Origin of the sequence: Schaalia dentiphila ATCC 17982 (assembly GCF_000154225.1) — a bacterium.
Taxonomy (GTDB): Bacteria; Actinomycetota; Actinomycetes; order Actinomycetales; family Actinomycetaceae; genus Pauljensenia; species Pauljensenia dentiphila.
This window is the reverse complement of the sequence record NZ_DS264586.1, coordinates 537905-560181: the sequence shown is the minus strand read 5'-3', so window position 1 is coordinate 560181 and position 22277 is coordinate 537905. Positions and strand designations below refer to the sequence as shown.

The 22277-nt window shown below is 65.0% G+C and carries 14 protein-coding genes and 1 CRISPR repeat array; of the genes, 10 read left to right on the top strand and 4 right to left on the bottom strand.

What is annotated here, in order from left to right:
- Positions 1–42 precede the first annotated feature (42 nt).
- The gene (gene purM / locus ACTODO_RS02375; RefSeq protein ID WP_003790995.1) at positions 43–1203 is read left to right on the top strand and encodes a phosphoribosylformylglycinamidine cyclo-ligase; all 1161 of its coding nucleotides are present in this window, start codon (positions 43–45) and stop codon (positions 1201–1203) included.
- 243 nt (positions 1204–1446) lie between these two features.
- On the opposite strand, the gene ACTODO_RS02370 is transcribed toward purM, so the two are convergent.
- The 4 genes from ACTODO_RS02370 to ACTODO_RS02355 form a co-directional block, all read right to left on the bottom strand.
- A complete protein-coding gene (locus ACTODO_RS02370; protein ID WP_003790993.1) occupies positions 1447–1725 on the bottom strand; it encodes a DUF3073 domain-containing protein in 279 nt (92 codons plus the stop codon).
- A 234-nt stretch (positions 1726–1959) separates the two neighbouring features.
- The gene (locus ACTODO_RS02365) at positions 1960–2388 is read right to left on the bottom strand and encodes a DUF3618 domain-containing protein (RefSeq protein ID WP_003790990.1); all 429 of its coding nucleotides are present in this window, start codon (positions 2386–2388) and stop codon (positions 1960–1962) included.
- The gene (locus ACTODO_RS02360; RefSeq protein WP_003790988.1) at positions 2385–2831 is read right to left on the bottom strand and encodes a phage holin family protein; all 447 of its coding nucleotides are present in this window, start codon (positions 2829–2831) and stop codon (positions 2385–2387) included. The genes ACTODO_RS02365 and ACTODO_RS02360 overlap by 4 nt, the downstream gene beginning before the upstream one ends.
- 92 nt (positions 2832–2923) lie before the next feature.
- Positions 2924–4606, bottom strand: a complete 1683-nt coding sequence (locus tag ACTODO_RS02355) for an ATP-binding cassette domain-containing protein (RefSeq protein ID WP_003790986.1) — start codon at positions 4604–4606, stop codon at positions 2924–2926.
- Positions 4607–5120: 514 nt separating this feature from the next.
- Here ACTODO_RS02355 and ACTODO_RS02350 point away from each other — a divergent pair.
- From ACTODO_RS02350 to ACTODO_RS10840, 9 genes are all read left to right on the top strand, one after another.
- Positions 5121–8006, top strand: a complete 2886-nt coding sequence (locus tag ACTODO_RS02350) for a CRISPR-associated helicase/endonuclease Cas3 (RefSeq protein WP_003790983.1) — start codon at positions 5121–5123, stop codon at positions 8004–8006.
- Positions 8003–9673 (top strand): type I-E CRISPR-associated protein Cse1/CasA, encoded by a 1671-nt coding sequence (casA, locus tag ACTODO_RS02345; RefSeq protein ID WP_003790979.1) that lies wholly within the window; start codon positions 8003–8005, stop codon positions 9671–9673. The genes ACTODO_RS02350 and casA overlap by 4 nt, the downstream gene beginning before the upstream one ends.
- Positions 9670–10320 carry a type I-E CRISPR-associated protein Cse2/CasB gene (casB, locus tag ACTODO_RS02340; RefSeq protein ID WP_231126048.1) on the top strand — a complete coding sequence of 217 codons (651 nt, stop codon included), beginning with the start codon at positions 9670–9672 and terminating at the stop codon, positions 10318–10320. Before casA ends, casB begins: the two co-directional genes overlap by 4 nt.
- A gap of 45 nt (positions 10321–10365) precedes the next feature.
- On the top strand, positions 10366–11490 hold the full coding sequence (gene cas7e, locus ACTODO_RS02335; RefSeq protein ID WP_003790969.1) for a type I-E CRISPR-associated protein Cas7/Cse4/CasC: 1125 nt from the start codon (positions 10366–10368) through the stop codon (positions 11488–11490).
- A complete protein-coding gene (cas5e, locus tag ACTODO_RS02330) occupies positions 11487–12215 on the top strand; it encodes a type I-E CRISPR-associated protein Cas5/CasD (RefSeq protein ID WP_003790967.1) in 729 nt (242 codons plus the stop codon). The genes cas7e and cas5e overlap by 4 nt, the downstream gene beginning before the upstream one ends.
- Positions 12215–12964, top strand: coding sequence for a type I-E CRISPR-associated protein Cas6/Cse3/CasE (cas6e, locus tag ACTODO_RS02325; RefSeq protein ID WP_003790965.1), 750 nt, complete (start codon positions 12215–12217; stop codon positions 12962–12964). Before cas5e ends, cas6e begins: the two co-directional genes overlap by 1 nt.
- On the top strand, positions 12961–13923 hold the full coding sequence (gene cas1e / locus ACTODO_RS02320; RefSeq protein ID WP_003790962.1) for a type I-E CRISPR-associated endonuclease Cas1e: 963 nt from the start codon (positions 12961–12963) through the stop codon (positions 13921–13923). Before cas6e ends, cas1e begins: the two co-directional genes overlap by 4 nt.
- A 59-nt stretch (positions 13924–13982) precedes the next feature.
- Positions 13983–14324 carry a type I-E CRISPR-associated endoribonuclease Cas2e gene (cas2e, locus tag ACTODO_RS02315; RefSeq protein ID WP_003790960.1) on the top strand — a complete coding sequence of 114 codons (342 nt, stop codon included), beginning with the start codon at positions 13983–13985 and terminating at the stop codon, positions 14322–14324.
- 18 nt (positions 14325–14342) lie between these two features.
- Positions 14343–21816: a CRISPR direct-repeat array (repeat unit 28 nt; unit sequence GTTTTCCCCGCGTGAGCGGGGATGAGCC).
- 196 nt (positions 21817–22012) lie between these two features.
- Positions 22013–22162: a hypothetical protein gene (locus ACTODO_RS10840; RefSeq protein WP_165478140.1), complete on the top strand. Its 150-nt coding sequence runs from the start codon at positions 22013–22015 to the stop codon at positions 22160–22162.
- Positions 22163–22277: the final 115 nt, after the last annotated feature.

The window sequence follows — 22277 nt, the reverse complement described above, 5'->3', positions numbered from 1 at the left end:
AGACACGGCCTCGTCGAGCGCCATCCGCGAAAGGCACCACCCATGACCGACATCCCCCTGGACTACGCGACCGCTGGCGTCGACACCGCTGCGGGCGACCGTGCCGTCGAGCTGATGAAGAGCGCCGTCGCCGCCACCCACGACTCCACCGTCCTGGGCGCGACCGGCGGATTTGCCGGCATGGTTGACGCGTCGGCGCTGCTGGGCATGGAGAAGCCGCTGCTCGCGACCTCCACGGACGGCGTGGGCACGAAGATAGCGATCGCGCAGGCCATGGACGTGCACGACACGATCGGCCAGGACCTGGTCGGCATGGTCGTCGACGACATCGTCGTGATCGGCGCGCGCCCCGTCCTCATGACCGACTACATCGCCTGCGGGCACGTCGTCCCCGAGCGCATCGCCTCCATCGTCACCGGCATCGCGCGCGCCTGCGAGGCCACGGGCACGCCCCTCATCGGCGGTGAGACCGCCGAGCACCCGGGCGTCATGGAACCCGACGACTACGACATCGCGGGCGCCGCGACCGGCGTCGTGGACGCCTCCAAGCTGCTGGGCCCCGAGCGCGTGGCCGATGGCGACGTCGTCCTCGCCATGGCCTCCTCCGGCCTGCACTCCAACGGCTACTCGCTGGTGCGCTCCGTCGTCTCCCGCGTCGGCGCCTCGCTGGAGTCCCACGTGGCCGAGTTCGGCCGCACCCTCGGCGAGGAGCTCCTCGAGCCCACGCGCCTGTACACGCGCCTGTGCCTCGACCTGGTCGAGCGCTTCGGCGTCGGCGGTATCCACGCCTACTCGCACGTGACCGGCGGCGGCCTGGCCGCGAACCTGTCGCGCGTCCTGCCCCAGGGCGCCATCGCCACCGTCGACCGCTCCACGTGGACCATCCCCGCCGTGTTCGACTGGGTGCGCCGCGGCGGCGATGTCACCTGGGTCGGAATGGAGGACTCCCTGAATCTGGGCGTCGGCATGGTCGCCGTCGTCTCGGCCTCCGTGGCCTCCGAGGTCCTCTCCGCGATCAATGAGGCCGGGGTGGCCGCGTGGGTCCTGGGCTCCGTCACGTCGGCCGGCGCCGACGGAACCGTGGCTGGCTTCGGGTCGGTTTCGGACCTCGGCGCGGATTCCTCCGGCGTGCGCCTCATCTCCGGTACGAAGGGCGTCCAGGCGGGCGCCGTGCTACTGCACGGCGAGTACCGCGTCGGCTGAGCGTTACGTGGCCTGAGCTGAGCTGAGCTTCGCTGAGCGGTGCGCCTGCTCTGAGTGCGTGAGAGGGGTCGAGGCCTGCGGGCCTCGGCCCCTTGTCGTGCGGGTGCCCTTGTGCGGGCGTGCGAGTGGGTGCGGGTGTGCTGGGTGGCGCGTGCGGGCCCGAGCGTACGCGTGCGTCAGAAATAGTGTTTCGGGTACGCCAAAGCGGCGGACCGGTTCTCGGTCCGCCGTGTGGCTGAGCCGTTACTTAGTGGAGGATCCACCCGTCCAGAAGGACTCATCGAGCTGTTCCGGATCGATGTCGTCTTCTTCCGCGGGCATCTCGGCGAAGTCGGCGTATTTCGAGTAGAGGTCGTCGTCGATCGCATCGTCCTCTTCGGGCTCGTCCGCCGGCACGTGTGCCAGGTACGAGTCCTCATCCGCCAGCTCGCGCTGAAGTGCGTTTAGGTCGGTGTCGGGGCTGAAATACTTCAGCTTCCGAGCGACTTTCATCTGCTTAGCCTTTTGACGGCCGCGCCCCATGGCGTCGACCCCCTCCGCGTCGTTCGGGTCCGCGTGAAGCGGTTCCCTGGGTGTTCAAAATGTTTCGTGGGACCATCATAGCTAATGACGGGCCTTGACCTCACCTTGGATTGGGTTTTGCGCGCTCAGCGGAGCGGGTGAAGGGGCGCGGATGCCCACGAAACTGGGGAAATAGAACCGGCGTAACCCTCGGCCAGTGTGGCCGGAGTTACGCCGGTTCGCGTCAGTTGGTGCTTACAGGGCCTCGGTCACGTCGGACTTGAGAGCCTGAAGCGTCTGCACGGCGGCCTCACGGGCAGCGCGACGGGCCTCGCGACGGGAACGACGCGATGAGCGGGTCGCCAGCAGGACGATCACGCCGATAGCGCCGACTGCGGAGAGGGCGACGACGCCGACCTTCTTGAGGGCCTCGGCGTTACCGTCGGCGGCGTCCTGCAGGGTCAGCGACGCGGACTTCTTGAAGGACGCGAAGCGGGCGCTGGCCTCTTCCTTCGCCTCCTGGGCGAGGGCTGCGGGCTGCACGCGCGCGTACAGCTGGTCGATCGTGGCGGCCAGTTCGGCGCGCTGACGCTCGAGGTCGGCGGTGATCTGGGCTTCTGTGCGCGGCTCGGCGGGGGCAGCCTCGCCGACGGTCACGTTACGAGTATCGAGGTTGGTGCTCACTTGCCCAGTCCCTTCTCGATGGCTTCCTTGGTGGCGGCGACCGACGCGGCCGGGTCGGGGCGGTGGGCCTGCGCGCTCTTCAGGGAGCTGACGCCCACGAGCGCCAGGATCAGCACGATCAGGAGGAGGATGCCGACGATGATCAGCGACGCCGCCCACGCGGGGACGACGAGTTCGAGGGCGACCTCGATCGTGTGGAAGACCCAGCCCAGCAGGTAGAGCGCGAAGACCGCGGCGGCCACGAGAAGGCCGATGCCCTTACCGCTCTTGGACGCGAAGGCGCGCAGCTTCGCCTTGTTCAGCTCGACCTCGTCGCGGATGATGCTGGAGATCTGGCCGGTGACCGACGCGAAGAGGGCGCCGATGCTGGGACGCGCCTCGCCGGCGGCGGGTGCGGGGGCAGCGGGCGGGTACTGCCCGGGCTGAGGGGTGGGCTGAGTCATGGATGCTCCTGCGCGTACGGGTGAACGAGGCGATGCCTCGCCTGATACGCCTAGTGTCTCACGAAGAATGGCGGCTCGCAGTGACCGTTACGTTACTCCTGCGGGGCGATCGAGCCGGGCAGGTCGGAGAGGATCTTGCGGGCGCGCACGACCAGGTCGGAGACCTCGGGCTCGGCCAGGGCCGGGTCCTCAGCTTCGACGACGGGGATGCCGCGCATCGCGGTCTCGGTGCGGGGCTCGGGCGAGGCCTGGGGGACCTCGGTCGACTGGGTTGCTTGGGCGGGGGCGGCCGCCACGCGGGTGGTCGCAGCGTCCAGGGCGGCCTCGGCCGGGTCGGGTTCCTCGGGTTCGGAGGCCTGCTGAGCGTCCGAGGTCTGTGCCCCGGCCTCGTCGGAGGTGTCGAGCGGGTGCCACGCGGGGGCCGAGGCGGACCCGGTGGGGGAGACGACCTCGTCGAAGGAGGCGGGCAGGGCCGAGGGGATCGGGCCGAGGAGGGCCTTCGGGTCCTCGGGGTTGGCCTCCAGGGAGGCGGCGATGATCGAGGCCGAGGGGGTGGGTGCGTCGAGGGCGACCCGGCCGTTCGTCAGGAGGATCGCGCGGTCGGAGGCAGCCGCGACCGCGGCGTTCGGGGTCGCGATAACGACCGCGCAGCCCGCGTCCGCGAGGGAACGCAGGAGGGGGCCGAGTTCTTCGCGCGCAGCGGCGGGTAGGGAGACCGGGTCTTCGATGAGGAAGACCTCGGCGCCGGACACGATCGCGCGGGCGATGAGGGCCTTGAAGCGCTCCCATTCGGAGAGCTCAGAGGGGAGCAGGTCGACGCGCTGGGCGAGGCCCGTGATCTGCAGGGCGCCCACGAGGTTATCCCAGTCGGCGACGGAGCCCGTCGCGGATAGGGGCGCGAGGATGTTCTGGCGGATCGTCAGGGACTCGTCGAGCGGGGAGTCCGCGCGGATCAGCGCGACCGAGCCGATGCGGCCCGCGAGGCGCGCGGCTAGCGAGCGCGAGGGGGCGGCCACGATGCGGCCGGCCTGCGGCTCCTCGAGGCCCGCGAGGATCAGGAAAAGGGCGCGGGCGCGGCGGCCCGTCGGGTCCAGGATCGCGCTCAGCGAGCGGGCGCGGAAGCCCAGGTCGATGTTGGCGAGGAGGACCGCGCCGGTCACGTGGTCCGTGTAGGTCAGGCCCAGGCCGGCGACCTGGACGCGGCCGCCGCGGCCCTTCGCGGAGAAAGAACGACGCGAGCGGTACCAGGGGCGAGGCTCGGCGGGCGGCAGGTGCACGGGGGCGGCGACGGCGTTGTTGGCGTTCGTTGCCGCGCTGTTGCCCGTGGTGCTGGTGCTGTTGGCGGGCGTGAGCTCCTGGGCGGGCTGCTGCGGCGCGGCCTGCGGGGTCGCGGTCTCGGGCGCGATGTCGCTGGCGGTCTCCGCTGTGGTCTGTGCTACCGCCGCCGCGTCGGTCGTGAGCGTGGCGGGGGAGGCCTCGGCCTCGTCGGTTGTGACGAGGGGAGTGGAGGACACGAGGGTCTCCTGCAGGTCCTGCGCGCCGTCGTCGGCGAGCGTTTCTGCGGTGTCAGTGGTGGGGGCGTCGACCTCGTGGGTGGTGCCGCTGAGGATCTCCTCGAACGACGAGAGGGCGCTGCGCGGGGCGGGTGCCTCGTCGGAGGTGTAGGCGGGGGTCGAGGCGGCTCGCTCGGCGCCGGCGCGCGCGGCGTCGGCCGTCACGTCGGCCAGCTCCTGGCTGTCCGAGCCATGCAGGTTTTCACGCGGGTCATTCGACATGCCCCCATTGTTTCAGGATCGTGTCGATTGTGTCGTAATGGCGCGCGGAAGTGGGTGGGGTGATACGTTTGTGAGGTCCTGCTAGTACTCGACGCGACCGCGGTCGCGGTGTTCCCCGGCAGGGGATGATCCCGTGTAGTGCATTAGGAAGAGTCTTGGAAGGACGTATTCCCCGCGAAAGCGGGGATTTTTCTATTTGAAGACGGGTGAATGAAATCCTGTCTGCAATATCGAGAACGTGTATTGCATAATAGAATTTCTTCTGTTATGGTTACTCCATCACCTCCGAGGGGGTGGTGACAGCTCCGCTGGTGCTGTCGGGCTCAACATTTTCAGAGTAACCGCATGAGCTCATGCTAGTGCGCATGCCGTGCTCAGAGGATGGTTTCGACTCAAGGAAGAGGAAATGGCCCGAAAAGACAAGCAGAGAGTTTCGTTATCGACGCCAGCAACTGCGGAACCCCCAGTTTTCCCTGCCGCCCAGCCTGGCCTCGGCGCTGCTGATCTCTCCGAAATGGCCAGGAGTTTCTGGGCGAAGAGTGGAGACTCCGGCAGCTGGCTGTCCGTCGTCCAGCACCTGATGGATGCCGCTGACGTTGCGGGGCTCCTCTTCGACGACTACCTGAGCGAGCATCATCGCAGGCTGATGGCCTCAGTATGGGGAGGAGATCGCGCCAAGGCTCGGGCCTCGTTTGTGTTCCTCGCAGGGGTGCACGATGCGGGCAAAGTGAGTCCCCAGTTCGCATGCCAGCGCCAAGATCTGGCTCAGCTGATCCGCAGCGAGGGGCTGGTCGTCATGCGCAAAGCCGACTACGCTGAACGTTCCTTCCTTCCCCATGGCCTCGTCAGTCAGTTTGCGCTTCAGGAGGAAATCGCTGCGGGTGGCGGTGATGGATCCCGGGCTCTCCAATGGGCGATCCTCGTTGGGGTGCACCACGGTCGATACCCGGACGCAGGTGCCGTGTATGTCGCACGACAGCAGTACAAGACGCAAGAAGGTTCGCGTGAGGATGATCCCCGTTGGGGTCAGGTTCGCTCGGAGATTCTTCGATGGATGGCTGCGCGCAGCGGTTTCCCGCTCGTTGCACCCGGAACTGCCCTGCCGGAGCTGCCCATCGCAGTGGCATCCGCCTACGCCTCGGCCCTCGTGATTGCAGACTGGCTTGCATCCAACGAGGATTACTTCCCGCTTCGGCCTCGACCGGTCGATGAGGCTGGAAAGCTGTCGATCGATGGGTACCCCGAGCTCACCGCGGATCAGCAGCGCGATCGTGTCCGGCGCGCATGGAAGCGAGCGGCCTTCCCAACCCCTCTGCGTATTTCTACAACGCCGAGCGATGAGGTCACAGACTTCTACCGTCACCGTTTCGGGTGGCCGGATACGTACAGGCCGACTGAGGCACAGCGTGCGGCCATTGAGATTGCAACAGGCGAGGACCCGGATCTCATGATCGTCGAGGCGCCGCCGGGGTCCGGGAAGACTGAGCTGGCCTTCGCTGCCGCTGAGGTTCTGATGCGTGCTCGGGGGCTGCAGGGGGTGTTTGTTGCGCTGCCCACGCAGGCCACGACGAACGCGATGTTTGAGCGCGTCACCGCCTGGCTGACGAGCATTCTGGGCGATGAACCGCAGAAGCTTGGCATCCAGCTCGCGCACGGAAGAAACAGCCTCAATGAGTCGTTCGTGAAGCTCCTCGCGCGCGGCAAGAGCCCCCTCGAGGTGCATGATGATGAGGAAGACCTCGGTCTATATGCGAGCCGATGGATGGGTCAGCGGTGGCGCTCGACGCTGTCGCCGGTTGTGGTTGGCACGATCGACCAGGTGTTGCTCGCAGCCCTGAAGTCGCGCCACGTGCTGGTGCGTCACATCGGGCTCATGGGCAAGGTCGTCGTCATCGACGAGGTGCACGCCGCCGACGAATACATGGAGACGTACCTGGAAGCCGCCCTCACATGGCTCGGTATGTACGGGATCCCCGTCGTGCTGCTGTCGGCTACCCTGCCGCCCGCGCGGCGTCTTGCTCTCCTGAACGCGTATCGCCGCGGCTGTGGTTCGTCGGGCGTGAGCGCTGAGTCGGTCGATGTCATGATCGGCTATCCGGCTATTTCAACGGTCTCCGCCGCAGGCGTGCGCGTTCATGAAGTTGTCGGTGAGGCTGAGGTCCCCAAGCGGATCATCCCGACATCGCTCGGCTCCCCGCAGGAAATCGCGGAGCTCCTGGACCGTGAGCTCGCCGACGGTGGGTGCGCTGTCGTCATCCGCAATACGGTTCGCGATGCCCAGGAAACATACGAGGCCGTGAGGTCAGTGTTTGGTCGTGAGCAGTCGACACTGTTGCACTCGCGTTTCCTGGCCGTCGAACGTGCCGCCCGCGATCGCCGGATGCTTGAACTTTTCGGAAAAGATAGTCAGCAGCGTCCCTTCAGGCACGTCGTCGTGGCAACGCAGGTGATCGAGCAAAGCCTCGACGTCGACTTCGACCTCATGCTCACAGACCCCGCGCCCATGGACCTCGTGCTGCAGCGTATCGGGCGGCTCCATCGGCACGAGAGAGACGGGCGGCCGAGCGGTCTTCATGACGCAAGGTGCCTTGTGATCATCGATGATACGACTTCCTCTCCCTGGACATACTCTCGCGGCACCGACTACGTGTACGCGCGCTACGCCGTCCTGCGGACCCTGGCGATCATTGCTGATCGCGAAGAAATACTCGTCCGTGAACCCTTGGAGTACGAGGAATTGACGACTCAGGCGTATGCCGATGATGTACCGGTCGGTCCCGCGCAGTGGCACGAGGCCCTCGACGCCGCGTTGGAAGAACGCAATAAAGCACGCGCCCAAGCACAAGCGAAAGCGACAACCTGGTGCCTCGGTGAAGCAAATACGCCCTCGTGGCAAGCCCCCGAACTCGAAGAAAAATTCCTCGGCAATGCCGCGACCGGTGACGAATCAAAGGGGCCAGGAGTCGCAGCTGCCCGCGCTGCCGTGCGCGATGGAGAAGACCAGATCCCCGTCCTCGTTGTCGCCCTCGACCCCGAGCTGGGCAACGTACCAATGGCTCCTCCCATCAGCGGGGCGCCAGAAGGCGACACGCCTCTCGCAGTCGGTGAATACAACGCACGAGGGCGTATCGCCGACATCTGCTCGTGGAGTATCTCACTGCCGCCGTGGGCATTGCGCGCTCGCGGGCAGAGCATCGACGAGGCGGTGGACGCAGTTGCAGGTGCTATCTGGGATGATCCCATCACGACGGAATGGTCGTGTCGCGAGCATCCGTTCCTGGCGGGGGAACTGATCCTCGCGATGTACAAAACTCCCGACGGGGAGCGCCTCACGCGCGACCTGTGCGGACACACATTCACATACTCTCTCGAAAGAGGAATGGAGGTGCAGGGCCAATGAAGAACCCTGAGTACAACCTACTCGATGAGCCGTGGATACCCGTGCGGCTCGTCGATGGGACCATCACCGATGTCGGCCTGCTGGAGCTACTCCGGCGCACAACCGACATCGCGGACCTAGCGTGCGAGCTACCCACGCAGAGCATCGCGATTCAGCGACTGATCCTGGCAATCATGTATCGCGTCGCCACTCCGCGCGATACGCGTGACTGGGTCAGGCAGTGGGACGAGGGTGCGCCCACGGAGCAGATGATCGAGTACCTCGAACGATGGAGGGATCGTTTCTACCTCTTCGGCGGCCGCTTCCCGTTCATGCAGGTGGCTAATCTGCGCACAGCGAAGGATGCTGTGTCTGGACTGGAGAAGCTGATTGCCGATGTTCCTAACGGTGAGCAGTTTTTCACGACCCGTCACGGTCGCGCGCTGGCGTGCATACCAGCCTCCGAAGCTGCGCGCTGGTTAGTTCACGCGCAGGCGTATGACCCCTCGGGCATCCGTTCGGGAGCAGTCGGTGATTCCCAGGTTAAGGGAGGGAAAGGCTATCCCATTGGCCCAGCGTGGTGCGGACACCTCGGACTCGTGTGGCTCAAAGGAAAGGACCTCGACGAGACGCTCGTCCTCAACCTGATCCCTGCGACCACCGCGGAGTTGCGTGGCGTCGACAGCTCGACCGACTGGGGAGCATGCAGCTGGGAGGATCCCGAACCGGAAACCTCCGTTCGCGGTGACTACTCCCTCCTCGACCCCGCGGGTACTCCGAAGGAGCTGAGCATCCCTCGACTTCTCACCTGGCACTCTCGCCGCATCAGGTTGGTTGGCGACTCGTCCGGCGTGACGGGCGTTGTTTTGGCACAGGGTGATAAACTCGCCCCCCAGGAGATGCGACTCTATGAGCCTCAGAGCCTGTGGAGGTACTCAACCCCGCAATCGAAGAAGTTTAAGACCGACGTCTACATGCCTCGTAAATTCGAGGCGGGCCGCGCGCTGTGGCGTAACCTTCCCGGCACCCTGCCCACCGTGACAACCGTGCAGGGTGTGGATAAGCAGCCCAAGCGTGAGTTCCTCCCCTCCGCGACGCTGTCCTTTCACTACCAGCTCGACAATTCCTCGATCCAGACCAGCTATCCCAAGGTGATGAGGATTCAGGCTGTTGGTGTTACGTACGGTCCGCAGGAAGCGACGTTCGAGGATATCTACTCGGACGAGCTGACGTTGTCGGTTGCCGTCATGCGAGTCGAACGCGAGGACCTGTCTGCCCAGATCGACCGGGAGGTTCGTCTGACAGAAGAGGTTGCCAGGGATGTGGGAACTCTTGCGGCGAACCTCGCGCGTGCCGCAGGCGAGAGCGGTGACGGTGCCGGTGATGGGGCTCGAGACCGTGCTAAGGAACTCTTCTTCTCCGCTGTCGACAACGATTTTAGGGCATGGCTGACCCAGGTCGATGGGCACGAAAGCGCACGGGATGTTGGGTGTCGGTGGGAGTGTACCTTGAGGCAGCACGCTTTGGGAATCCAGACCGAACTCGTCAGGAGTGCGTCATCGTCGGCAATTGTCGGTCGGGATACCGGCAGGGGATACATGAACGTCGGTATTGCCGAGAACTACTTCCGGTCGGCGCTCAACAAGCGTCTCCCGGTACAGAACACCAATCAGGAAGGAACGAAATGACCAGCAATGATGCTGCTCCGGAGACCCCTCCGGATGGCGGTGCGAAAGGTTTGTCAACACGGCGTGCAGTGTACGGACGCGTCGGTGGGCTGATTGTGACTCGGCTCTGGAACAAGACTCCTTCGGCCCGTGCCCTTCGCGCGCAGCTGAGGGGAGCGCTTTCACAGGAAGCGGGATCAGTGCCCGAGCTATGGGACCTGACGCTCGATGACCGCCCTGGTTATCTGGGCGATGAGCCGACCAGAGGCGAGAAGGCCGTTCACGGAGCTCTCACTCTCTGGGCCCTCCATCAGGGCTCAAATTCGAGACCCATGCACGACACGTCGGACCGTCCGCGCAGCTTCGCGTCCGCAGTCCGAGTTGTGGCCGAGGGACAGAGCGGCGACAAGCGGGCTGAGGAGACTCCGATTTATCGGCGTTTTTCAGCGGCCGTTCAAGCGCCGACGTTCGAGGGACTTCTTGTGCATCTGCGTTCGCTCATCTCTCAGCTCGAAGCCGCCGAAATTCCCTGTGATTACGCGCAGCTGGCAGCCGACCTCTTCACGTGGCAGGATCCGCGTGACCGCACGTCCGTCATGCGCAACTGGGGGCGTCAGTTCGCTCGCCCCGCTGAAACCATCCACACCGAAACCGATTCCGACGACTGACGTCGGACACCACAATCAATCGCTTCATTTGTGAAAGGAAAGACAATGTCCGTCTTCGTTGATATCCACGTCCTGCAGACCCTCCCTCCCTCGAACCCGAATAGGGACGACACCGGCGCGCCCAAGAGTGCGACTTTCGGTGGAGTCCAGCGTATGCGCATTTCGTCGCAGGCCATCAAGCGTGCGACGCGTCAGGACTTCGAGGGAAAGATCGCCGACGGAAACTATGGTGTACGCACGAAGAAGATCGTCGAGCTGGTTGCGCGAACGATAACCGAGAAGCGTCCCGACCTGGAGGCCGCATCGATTGAGCTCGCTGAGATGGGGCTAAAAGCCATCGGATTCAAGCTTGCTGAGCCGCGTGGAAATAAGAGCGACAATGAGTTGAAGGAATCTGGATTCCTCGTCTTCCTGTCGGCCAAGCAGATCGAGCATGTTTCGGACGCGTTGATTTCGGTCGCTCATGAGGACGATCCCGCGGCAGCATTCAAGGAATTGAAGCCGCGTAGCCTCGTGGATACGGATCACTCGATCGATATCGCTCTGTTCGGGCGTATGGTCGCCGAACCGAATGCTTTGAACGTCGATGCTGCATGCCAGGTTGCCCACGCGATTGGTGTCGGCGCTGTTGAGCGCGAGTACGACTACTACACGGCCGTCGACGACGCGAAGAAGCGCAACGACGAGGCCGACGAGGGTGCGGGAATGATCGGCACGATCGAGTTCGCGTCCGCGACGGTGTACCGCTACGCGACGATTAACGTCGACCTGCTGCGCGAAAACCTGGGCGACGATGCGGTTGCGGATCGAGCCGTCGAACTCTTCGTGGATAGCTTCGTCCGCTCGATGCCGACCGGAAAGGTCACGACTTTCGCGAATCGCACGCTGCCGGAGGCCGTTCTGGTTCAGGTCCGTGATGACCAGCCGATCAACATGAGTGGCGCTTTTGAGGAACCGATTATCGCCGGTCAGCACGGCTTCGCCGAGCCTGCCATTGCGCGATTCGTTGAGTTTGAGTCGCAGCTGCGTGAGCTCACGGGTCTGGAGGCTGTCGAGTCTCTCGTGTCGTGGACGACGCCTCGTGGCGAGAGTTTCTCGGAGCTTGGCAAGCAGGTGCGCCTGGCGTCTCTCGGTGAAACCGCAGCGGAAGCGGTGCGAGGCACGCGATGAGTGCGGTGCTCGTCTTGAGGCTGGCGGGTCCCATGCAATCGTGGGGCGCGGACAGCCGATTCACGCGAAGGTCGACGGAGGCTTTTCCCACGAAAAGTGCGCTGGTCGGTCTGCTCGGTGCGGCACAGGGGCGCAGGCGCAGTGATCCGATCGAGGACCTCGCTGAGCTGAGCGTTGCCGTCCGAGTTGATCAACCGGGGCAGTTGCTCCACGACTTCCATACGGCGCACAGGGGCGATACGTCGATGCCCTTGTCCCACCGTTTCTACCGGGCGGATGCTGCGTTCGGAGCCTTCATCGAGGGGCCCGACGACATGATTGATGCGCTTGCGCAGGCAATTGTTCGCCCAGTGTTCCCGCTGTACCTCGGCAGACGTTCGTGCCCTCCGACCTTGCCGCTACGTCTCGCTGTCCGGGAGGGCAGCGCGTGGGATGCCGTGCGCGAAACTCCGTGGATGGCCTCGACCTACTACCAGAAGAAGCAGCGTCACGATCATTTCGTTCGGATGCGAGTCGTCGCGGATCTGGGAATTATTCCTCCCGAGGTGGAGAAAGTCGCCCAGCAGACGCTTCAGGATATGCCGATCAGTTTCGACTCGGAGAATCGCAAATACACCCTGCGTACCGTCGAGGAGACATATATCGACCTGGAGAATCCGCAGTACGTGGAGACGAAGCTGCAGGCCCACCCCGGCCTCGTGCATGATCCGATGGAGGTGCTCTGATGTATCTGACACGCATCTACCTCAACCCGCACCGTCGTGGGGCGAAGCAGCTTATGCGCAGCCGGCAGACGCTGCACGCGGCTGTGCTGAATTGCTTCCCTCCGAGCGTGCTGGATGATCCCGGCGCACCGCGGGTTCTCTGGCGGCTGGACCGTCCGCCGGCCGTTCGGGGAGCTGCTCCTCGTCAGGGGAGTCCCTCGTGTTCTCTCTACATCTCGAGCCCGGTTGCTCCGGATCCCTCGCATATCGTCGAGGAGGCCGGTTACGCGACCGAGGGCGGGGTAGTCATCCGCGACATGAGTAGTTTCCTTGAGGGGCTGTGGGCTGGGCAGCGGTGGGGTTTCCGCCTCTGCGTCAATCCGACGTTCCGGGAGGGCAGCCAGGTCAATGCACGGGGACGCAAGAAGGTTCTCGCACACGTCACGCAGGATCAGCAGACGCAGTGGGTCCTCGAACGCGCTGAGAAATGCGGGTTCAGGGTGCTCACCTCCGCTGAGCTTGGTGGCGAACTACCGGTTCTCGAGGACAGCGACGGGCAACGCGTCGACGGAGCGAATCTGCTGATCAACGGTGTTGAACGCAGTATCGCTGAGTTTAAGCGCGGGGAGCGTCGCGTGACCCTCGGGGTCGCCACCTTCGAGGGTGTCCTTGAGGTGACAGACCCTGATGCTATGCGCAGAGTCCTTACGCACGGAATCGGCCGAGGGAAGGCCTACGGCTGCGGCTTGATGACTTTGGCTCGGCCATGAGACCGATCCCCGGGGCGAAGCCGCCAGAACCGAAGGATCTGGTCCGTGTTCGAGACCGGTTGACGTTCCTCTACGTCGAGCGGTGCACGATCAATCGTGACTCGAACGCGATCACTGTGGCTGATGGTCATGGAATCGCCCACGTCCCAGCGGCAGCGCTGTCGGTGCTGCTGCTGGGACCCGGGGTTCGGATCACTCACTCGGCGGTGTCTGTCCTCTCCGAGAGCGGATCGACCATCGTGTGGGTTGGCGAGAATGGGGTGCGCTACTACGCGCACGGCTCACCGCCCTCGCGTTCCTCGAGGTTGTTGGAGGCGCAGGCTCGCGCGGTGAGTGATCCGTCGATGCGGCTGACTGTCGCGCGCAACATGTACTTGATGCGCTTCGCAGGTGAGGACGTGTCGAAACTGAGTCTTCAGCAGTTGAGGGGACGCGAGGGTGCTCGGGTGCGTCGCTTGTACCGGGAACACTCGCAGCGTACGGGGGTGCCCTGGGATCGGCGCGAGTATGATCCCGAGAACTATGAGGATGGTACGGTTGTGAACCAGGCTCTCTCGGCTGCGAATTCGGCGATCTACGGGATCGTTCACGCGGTGATCGTTGCACTAGGATGTAGTCCTGGGCTGGGTTTCGTCCACAATGGGACTTATAGATCGTTTGTGTACGACATCGCCGACCTGTACAAGGCTGATCTCACTATTCCGATCGCTTTTGATGTCGCGGCTTCTCCGACTGACGAGGCCGTGGGCAGTGCCGCTCGTAAGGCCGTCCGCGATGCTGTGCGAGAGTTTCGTTTGCTCGAGCGGTGTGTTGCGGACATCAAGGGGCTGCTGTTGGTGTCGGGTGCCTTGAGTGTTGAGGATGATGACGATCTGATTGTCGCTGATCTGCGGTTGTGGGATGACCGCGAGGGCGCGGTCGCTGCTGGCGTGTCGTATGAGGAGAGTGGATCCTGGTGATCGTCCTTGTGCTGTCCGCAGTGCCTGAAGGTTTGCGAGGGCACGTGACTCGGTGGTTGATGGAAATCTCCCCGGGGGTATTCGTGGGGACGCTGTCCGCACGGGTTCGTGAACGCTTGTGGGTTATTGTCACTGAGAACATGAAGACTGGGCGTGCCGTCATGGTCTATCGGGCGCGCAACGAACAGGGCCTGGAGTTCTTGACGTGGGGAGACCCCTGGAAGCCCGTCGACTTCGATGGGCTGACGCTCATGATGCGTCCCTACTACTCCGAGGGACGAGGCCAATACTCCGAACCTGATCCTGCGGCGCGCCAGTTGCGTAAGCGTCCTGCGATGAGTAACTTTCAGAAGAGGCGCAAAGCTCAAGGCTTTCCAAGATCTGACCGATCTGCGCGATAAAAACGCAGGTCAGAAAGTGTTTTCCCCGCGTGAGCGGGGATGAGCCGGCGGCTGCCGCCCTGGACCGAAGCCTCAACGGGTTTTCCCCGCGTGAGCGGGGATGAGCCGATCTGCGCGGCAGCCTCGGACGCGCCCCTGGTGTTTTCCCCGCGTGAGCGGGGATGAGCCGTTCTGGTGCCATGAGAATGTTCCTTTCGTGATGTTTTCCCCGCGTGAGCGGGGATGAGCCGATTGGTTCGGTCCATCGCCGCAAACGGCCCCGGTTTTCCCCGCGTGAGCGGGGATGAGCCCTGCCTTAGGGCGCATGTTCTACCAGCTCGCAGGTTTTCCCCGCGTGAGCGGGGATGAGCCCCAGTGGAGGCGCTGGTTTGCGGTGAGCCATACGTTTTCCCCGCGTGAGCGGGGATGAGCCGAGCACCAGGAGAACGCGCCCCAGGCCACCCGCGTTTTCCCCGCGTGAGCGGGGATGAGCCGGCGCAGTGCCCGGCTCGGCTGACGCCGACGCCGTTTTCCCCGCGTGAGCGGGGATGAGCCTGAACACCTGCAGGCGTTGCGGCGACGAACTGCGTTTTCCCCGCGTGAGCGGGGATGAGCCGCCGTCGCCGCAACCGACGCAACGTTCGGACCAGTTTTCCCCGCGTGAGCGGGGATGAGCCGTCGTAGATGTAGGGGATGATGCTAGATGTCATGTTTTCCCCGCGTGAGCGGGGATGAGCCTGCCCTGGGAGGACAACTGACATGACATACTTCGTTTTCCCCGCGTGAGCGGGGATGAGCCCCTCAACAAGCGCGGCTCCTTCTGGGTCGTCGAGTTTTCCCCGCGTGAGCGGGGATGAGCCCCACCAAGGAGGACCGATGACGCGCGAATATCTGTTTTCCCCGCGTGAGCGGGGATGAGCCGGCCACCAAGGCCGGCCTGTGGGGACAGCGCGGGTTTTCCCCGCGTGAGCGGGGATGAGCCAATGAGAGGAAGGCCTGGAGGACAGGCGGCGCAGTTTTCCCCGCGTGAGCGGGGATGAGCCGCCGTCTCCATGGCCGCCGACCTGGAACAGTCCGTTTTCCCCGCGTGAGCGGGGATGAGCCCAAGCTGAAGCAGCTACCCGGCTGGTTTGGCCCGTTTTCCCCGCGTGAGCGGGGATGAGCCGGACCAAGAACTGATGAGCACCAAGACCGCCGCGTTTTCCCCGCGTGAGCGGGGATGAGCCGTTCCCTAATAACCAGCACCCAAAACGGGTGTAGTTTTCCCCGCGTGAGCGGGGATGAGCCGTGCGCCGGGCCGGTGCAGTCATTGCTGCACGCGGTTTTCCCCGCGTGAGCGGGGATGAGCCGCGAAGCTCGACGCGCTCGCGGAAGTGGTCGAAGTTTTCCCCGCGTGAGCGGGGATGAGCCGTAGCGGCGGCGGTAGCCGGTGATCGTGCGCCCGTTTTCCCCGCGTGAGCGGGGATGAGCCCCGCCGCGCGGTGAAGAAGCTGCGCGCCCGCTGGTTTTCCCCGCGTGAGCGGGGATGAGCCGGTCACGCCCTTGTTGCCGTTCGTGTTGTAGCAGTTTTCCCCGCGTGAGCGGGGATGAGCCGGCCTGGAGTGGGACGGCGTGAGCCGAATCGAAGTTTTCCCCGCGTGAGCGGGGATGAGCCGGACAGGCGACCGTCCCTCGATGCCCGCACCTGGTTTTCCCCGCGTGAGCGGGGATGAGCCGGTTCCCTCCTCATCGAGGCCATGCAGACGGCCGTTTTCCCCGCGTGAGCGGGGATGAGCCCGGGGTGTCCTCGGGGGACACCGCGAAAAGCTCGTTTTCCCCGCGTGAGCGGGGATGAGCCTTGGTCATACGCGGGTCGCCTCGCCTTTCCACTGTTTTCCCCGCGTGAGCGGGGATGAGCCGGCCGCGCGTCTTGCGAGGCGTGGTGTTGTCGGGTTTTCCCCGCGTGAGCGGGGATGAGCCGTTCCAGGACGACCTGAACCAGCTCCGCGAGGCGTTTTCCCCGCGTGAGCGGGGATGAGCCGCGCAGCCTGGAGCTACTGAACCGTCTTCTCCGTTTTCCCCGCGTGAGCGGGGATGAGCCTGGTGATGAGGACGCTCAGCTCGCCCTCCTCGAGTTTTCCCCGCGTGAGCGGGGATGAGCCGGACAGACGACCGTCCCGAGATGCGCGCACCTGGTTTTCCCCGCGTGAGCGGGGATGAGGGGAGGTCAGACTTGCCCACCAGCTTCTCCAGCTGGTTTTCCCCGCGTGAGCGGGGATGAGCCCATGCTGAGTGCCCGCCCGTATGCCGGGTCGCTGTTTTCCCCGCGTGAGCGGGGATGAGCCCCGTCTTCTCCGAAACGCCTGGGAGCTGTACAAGTTTTCCCCGCGTGAGCGGGGATGAGCCCGAGGACCTGCGTCCGGCACCCCTTGTTCATGCGTTTTCCCCGCGTGAGCGGGGATGAGCCGCCGTTGAGGAGCGATTCACGGTCGGAGATGTCGTTTTCCCCGCGTGAGCGGGGATGAGCCTACACGCCCGACGGGACGAGGCAGTGGGCTTCGGTTTTCCCCGCGTGAGCGGGGATGAGCCCCCTTGATTCCAGCGGTAGAAGCGTCCAGCGAGGTTTTCCCCGCGTGAGCGGGGATGAGCCCGACCAGGTCAGCGGGAGAGGCTGCGGATCGCTGTTTTCCCCGCGTGAGCGGGGATGAGCCCTTCTCCCAGCCCTCCGAGACCGTGACCTGCTCGTTTTCCCCGCGTGAGCGGGGATGAGCCGGCCGCGTCGCGCTCGCGTGTCGCGTGCTGGTAGTTTTCCCCGCGTGAGCGGGGATGAGCCGACGACCTCATCTGAGGACCAGCGGAACCCCGCGTTTTCCCCGCGTGAGCGGGGATGAGCCGCAGAAGCCCTTCTATATAGCTCATAGGATGGGGTTTTCCCCGCGTGAGCGGGGATGAGCCCACGCGGTTCTGCTCGGCCTCGCTCATACGGTCGTTTTCCCCGCGTGAGCGGGGATGAGCCCCCCAGTATGGGCCGGGCCGTGCAAGGTCCAGAGTTTTCCCCGCGTGAGCGGGGATGAGCCCAGGAGGCCCGCGCCCTGGCCGTCGCCACCCGTGTTTTCCCCGCGTGAGCGGGGATGAGCCGCGCAGGCCTAGCCCGTACATGGCAGCGACGAAGTTTTCCCCGCGTGAGCGGGGATGAGCCGCCAGCGGGAGAGTTCGCCGGGCATCCTGGTCGGTTTTCCCCGCGTGAGCGGGGATGAGCCCAGTCCACCGGCGCTATCGAGGCTGTCTTCAAGGTTTTCCCCGCGTGAGCGGGGATGAGCCGGGCCAGGCAGGGCACCCGCGCACACCTCAGCAGTTTTCCCCGCGTGAGCGGGGATGAGCCCCTTACTACGACTACCCGTGGGACTGCGTGCTCGTTTTCCCCGCGTGAGCGGGGATGAGCCCGGGGGCCTGGAGATCGACGGCATTCCGGGTCCGTTTTCCCCGCGTGAGCGGGGATGAGCCCGAGGCCCGGAGGACTCGCCCCAGTGAGTCCCGGTTTTCCCCGCGTGAGCGGGGATGAGCCGGCATGTGGGTGGTGTAGTAAATTGCGACGCTGGTTTTCCCCGCGTGAGCGGGGATGAGCCTCTCCCCGACAAATGACGGTGAAGTTCGACTACGTTTTCCCCGCGTGAGCGGGGATGAGCCCTGTTGCAGAAGTGCGCAAGTACACCGACCTTAGTTTTCCCCGCGTGAGCGGGGATGAGCCTGGCATCTCCGCCGTGGTCAGGGTGTGGGTCTCGTTTTCCCCGCGTGAGCGGGGATGAGCCTTCGCTAGGCTCGCCGTTTGGTCCCTTCGCGGAGTTTTCCCCGCGTGAGCGGGGATGAGCCCGCGGCGGCTCGCGCGCACTCCTCCTACATCCCCGTTTTCCCCGCGTGAGCGGGGATGAGCCCGGCGTGTCCCTGATTGACTGGGCGGGCGCCCTGTTTTCCCCGCGTGAGCGGGGATGAGCCCTCCGTGACCAGGGTTCGGCGTCCGTTGATCGTCGTTTTCCCCGCGTGAGCGGGGATGAGCCCTGCGCGCTGGATTCCCGTGATGTCCGTGTAGCGTTTTCCCCGCGTGAGCGGGGATGAGCCAGACAGCGGGATGGTGAGGAGGGCGGTCAGTCCGTTTTCCCCGCGTGAGCGGGGATGAGCCGGCGGCGCACCCCGGCGCGTCCACCATGAGGGGGTTTTCCCCGCGTGAGCGGGGATGAGCCAGATCCTCAACCTCACGCGCGACCTATCCGTCTAGTTTTCCCCGCGTGAGCGGGGATGAGCCGTGGCGGGACAGGGGGTTAGCGTCTGTGATGATGTTTTCCCCGCGTGAGCGGGGATGAGCCCCACGATCTCGATCGACACAACCCTCGCCGGAGGTTTTCCCCGCGTGAGCGGGGATGAGCCGCCACGATTGGGATCGACGCCGTCACGAGCGCCGTTTTCCCCGCGTGAGCGGGGATGAGCCTGCGTATTCGGCCATGTCCTAGACCTCGAGGGAGTTTTCCCCGCGTGAGCGGGGATGAGCCGCGCGCGCCACAAAGTAACCCACCCCGGCGCCGGTTTTCCCCGCGTGAGCGGGGATGAGCCTCGCATCTGGAATTGCCCTCGAATAGGGGGCTAGTTTTCCCCGCGTGAGCGGGGATGAGCCCCCTAGGCGCAACCATTCAGGCAGTCAGTCAAAGTTTTCCCCGCGTGAGCGGGGATGAGCCCACGCCGGCCTGTGCGATGAGCAGCCGCCAGGTGTTTTCCCCGCGTGAGCGGGGATGAGCCGCCGGGCTTTATGGTCGGGGGCGGGCTGCGCGTGTTTTCCCCGCGTGAGCGGGGATGAGCCCTCGGTCGCGTCCCCGAGGGACTTCGTGAGCGGGTTTTCCCCGCGTGAGCGGGGATGAGCCTTGGACACAGCAGCAGAAGTCACTATGGCTGTGGTTTTCCCCGCGTGAGCGGGGATGAGCCGGCCGTGGTCCGCACTGGTTTCGAGTCAAAGCGGTTTTCCCCGCGTGAGCGGGGATGAGCCGGTCCGCCGATGGGTCGCCAAACCGTCATCGTGGTTTTCCCCGCGTGAGCGGGGATGAGCCCGCCGCGCACCACGCGCAAGCAGCCGCGATCGAGTTTTCCCCGCGTGAGCGGGGATGAGCCCCGGGTATCGGCACGTCATGAAGCTGTGCGGGAGTTTTCCCCGCGTGAGCGGGGATGAGCCGCAGCCAGAGCAACGATCGCGGCCGCGAACTGAGTTTTCCCCGCGTGAGCGGGGATGAGCCTCGGGCTGGGCGGAATCGTCTGTGGCAACCTCAGTTTTCCCCGCGTGAGCGGGGATGAGCCGGGGGTGGGGATGGATCACAGACCCCTACGACCGTTTTCCCCGCGTGAGCGGGGATGAGCCGGGGGTGGGGATGGATCACAGACCCCTACGACCGTTTTCCCCGCGTGAGCGGGGATGAGCCCCCGGCGTCTCCGCCCCCGTCTGCCTCGCAAATGTTTTCCCCGCGTGAGCGGGGATGAGCCTCTACCGAATTGGAAGGAACCATGACCGCAAAGGTTTTCCCCGCGTGAGCGGGGATGAGCCGCCTAAAGCGCCCAAACATGTGCGGCGGGGACAGTTTTCCCCGCGTGAGCGGGGATGAGCCGGGTACGACGCTGCTGCAGCGCACGGCGGACTTGTTTTCCCCGCGTGAGCGGGGATGAGCCCGGCTGCCCCAGCTTCGAACGCGCCGCCGACGTGTTTTCCCCGCGTGAGCGGGGATGAGCCTAGCCCAGATGTTGCGACCTAGCAAGGTGTTGCGTTTTCCCCGCGTGAGCGGGGATGAGCCGAGCACGCAAGGTACTCAGGTGCGCCGCTGCGAGTTTTCCCCGCGTGAGCGGGGATGAGCCCCAGTTGGCCGACGCGATTCCCGGCGCGTCTGGGTTTTCCCCGCGTGAGCGGGGATGAGCCGTGGATGCAGGCCATGGACCGCTCCGGTACCCGGTTTTCCCCGCGTGAGCGGGGATGAGCCTGGGTGTGGGGCGATATTGTGGGCGGGCCACCCGTTTTCCCCGCGTGAGCGGGGATGAGCCGTTTCCCCTCCCACCTGGTAGGCGGTGGGCACGCGTTTTCCCCGCGTGAGCGGGGATGAGCCGCCCATCACGTAGGAACGGCGGAAACGGTGGCGTTTTTCCCCGCGTGAGTGGGGATGAGCCCTCCTGCCGATCGGTCAAACATCGCGGACAGATGTTTTCCCCGCGTGGGCGGGGATGAGCCGGCGATTGAGACTGTCTGGGTCGTGTCGGACCAGTTTTCCCCGCGTGAGCGGGGATGAGCCGGCGCGCTGAACATCAAACGCGCCATGCAGCAAGTTTTCCCCGCGTGAGCGGGGATGAGCCCTATCAGACTGTGCTGCTCGCAAGGAGGGTTGCGTTTTCCCCGCGTGAGCGGGGATGAGCCGTGGCCTACACCGCGTGCCTGATGATCACCGAGGTTTTCCCCGCGTGAGCGGGGATGAGCCTTGTGCGCCCACGCGGCATGGGCGGGGCCAACAGTTTTCCCCGCGTGAGCGGGGATGAGCCCCGCTGGTTCGTCGGCACCACCGGCGAAACCCCGTTTTCCCCGCGTGAGCGGGGATGAGCCGCCGTGGGCAATGGTGTGGGACTCGACCCCATGGTTTTCCCCGCGTGAGCGGGGATGAGCCGTATTTTCTGGACCTCGGGTTGACATCGAATCGGTTTTCCCCGCGTGAGCGGGCATGAGCCGGTCGGGATTTGGAGCCAGCCAGACGGCCCCGCGTTTTCCCCGCGTGAGCGGGGATGAGCCGTCCCACTCGACGACGCGGGCCTAGCCCAGGAGGTTTTCCCCGCGTGAGCGGGGATGAGTCGGCAACGCGGGGGAGGTGGATGTGGTCGTCGTCGTTTTCCCCGCGTGAGCGGGGATGAGCCCATGCGCGACGCCGCCGCCTGGTGGCTTGGATGGTTTTCCCCGCGTGAGCGGGGATGAGCCCGTGTGCGCGGCTGTTTGCGCCTGCCCGAGCACGTTTTCCCCGCGTGAGCGGGGATGAGCCGCCGTGGGCAATGGTGTGGGACTCGACCCCATGGTTTTCCCCGCGTGAGCGGGGATGAGGCCCCCATGGTCTCCGTCTTGCCCTTCAACCAGTGGTTTTCCCCGCGTGAGCTGGGATGAGCCCTACCGCGAACCCGCCGAAAAGGGAGCCTGAAAGTTTTCCCCGCGTGAGCGGGGATGAGCCGGCCAGGCTCGAAATCGCCGTCCGCATGGGGCTGTTTTCCCCGCGTGAGCGGGGATGAGCCGCACTTGCGCGGTTCGCGCGCGCACGCTGGGCAGTTTTCCCCGCGTGAGCGGGGATGAGGTCTTGCCACGCCGCCCCTGCAGTGGTGCCCACACGTTTTCCCCGTGTGAGCGGGGATGAGCCCGTGAGCATTGCGCTGGTCACTCTGTGGATCTAGTTTTCCCCGCGTGAGTGGGGATGAGCCTGCGAAACTGTACACGGGCGGTGTGAACATCCCGTTTTCCCCGTGTGAGTGGGGATGAGGCCCTACAGGAAGCCGCATAACGGCTACCATTTATAGCGTCCAAGTTTCGGAGCGCAGTTCAATACGAGGCCGGGGCTCAGTGCGTCCGATGCGTATCCTCACGCGGAGGCCGGGACGGCCAGGCTCCGCGTCTGCGAGTCGCCACCGCCAGTGCACCCAGCAGGCTCAGCATGCCGACGTCAGCGAGGATGCCAGCCATGTCTGCATCGGTGCGAGCCAGTTGCTTCGGCTTGGGAGTTGGAGGCGCGGGAGTCGAAGGCATTGCTGTGGCCGGGGGAGTGGCCGAGCTCGGTGTCGAAGGAGTCGGCGTGACTGGCGGGGTAGCCGTCGGGGATATCACTACATGAAGCCTTCTGGCGGCGTGTCATCGGCGTGTCGGATCCCCGTGTCGTGCAATTCCCCCGATTGGTAGTGGTGAGGTCGCGCCATAGGGCTACGGGGTCTCGGGTCTCCAGAAGTTTC

What these genes read in the sequence shown, in the direction of transcription:
- purM (WP_003790995.1), top strand. Translation starts at nt 43, where the DNA reads ATGACCGACATCCCCCTGGACTACGCGACCGCTGGCGTCGACACCGCT.
- ACTODO_RS02370 (WP_003790993.1), bottom strand. Translation starts at nt 1,725, where the DNA reads ATGGGGCGCGGCCGTCAAAAGGCTAAGCAGATGAAAGTCGCTCGGAAG.
- ACTODO_RS02360 (WP_003790988.1), bottom strand. Translation starts at nt 2,831, where the DNA reads ATGACTCAGCCCACCCCTCAGCCCGGGCAGTACCCGCCCGCTGCCCCC.
- ACTODO_RS02355 (WP_003790986.1), bottom strand. Translation starts at nt 4,606, where the DNA reads ATGTCGAATGACCCGCGTGAAAACCTGCATGGCTCGGACAGCCAGGAG.
- ACTODO_RS02350 (WP_003790983.1), top strand. Translation starts at nt 5,121, where the DNA reads ATGGCCAGGAGTTTCTGGGCGAAGAGTGGAGACTCCGGCAGCTGGCTG.
- casA (WP_003790979.1), top strand. Translation starts at nt 8,003, where the DNA reads ATGAAGAACCCTGAGTACAACCTACTCGATGAGCCGTGGATACCCGTG.
- casB (WP_231126048.1), top strand. Translation starts at nt 9,670, where the DNA reads ATGACCAGCAATGATGCTGCTCCGGAGACCCCTCCGGATGGCGGTGCG.
- cas7e (WP_003790969.1), top strand. Translation starts at nt 10,366, where the DNA reads ATGTCCGTCTTCGTTGATATCCACGTCCTGCAGACCCTCCCTCCCTCG.
- cas5e (WP_003790967.1), top strand. Translation starts at nt 11,487, where the DNA reads ATGAGTGCGGTGCTCGTCTTGAGGCTGGCGGGTCCCATGCAATCGTGG.
- cas6e (WP_003790965.1), top strand. Translation starts at nt 12,215, where the DNA reads ATGTATCTGACACGCATCTACCTCAACCCGCACCGTCGTGGGGCGAAG.
- cas1e (WP_003790962.1), top strand. Translation starts at nt 12,961, where the DNA reads ATGAGACCGATCCCCGGGGCGAAGCCGCCAGAACCGAAGGATCTGGTC.
- cas2e (WP_003790960.1), top strand. Translation starts at nt 13,983, where the DNA reads ATGGAAATCTCCCCGGGGGTATTCGTGGGGACGCTGTCCGCACGGGTT.
- ACTODO_RS10840 (WP_165478140.1), top strand. Translation starts at nt 22,013, where the DNA reads ATGTCTGCATCGGTGCGAGCCAGTTGCTTCGGCTTGGGAGTTGGAGGC.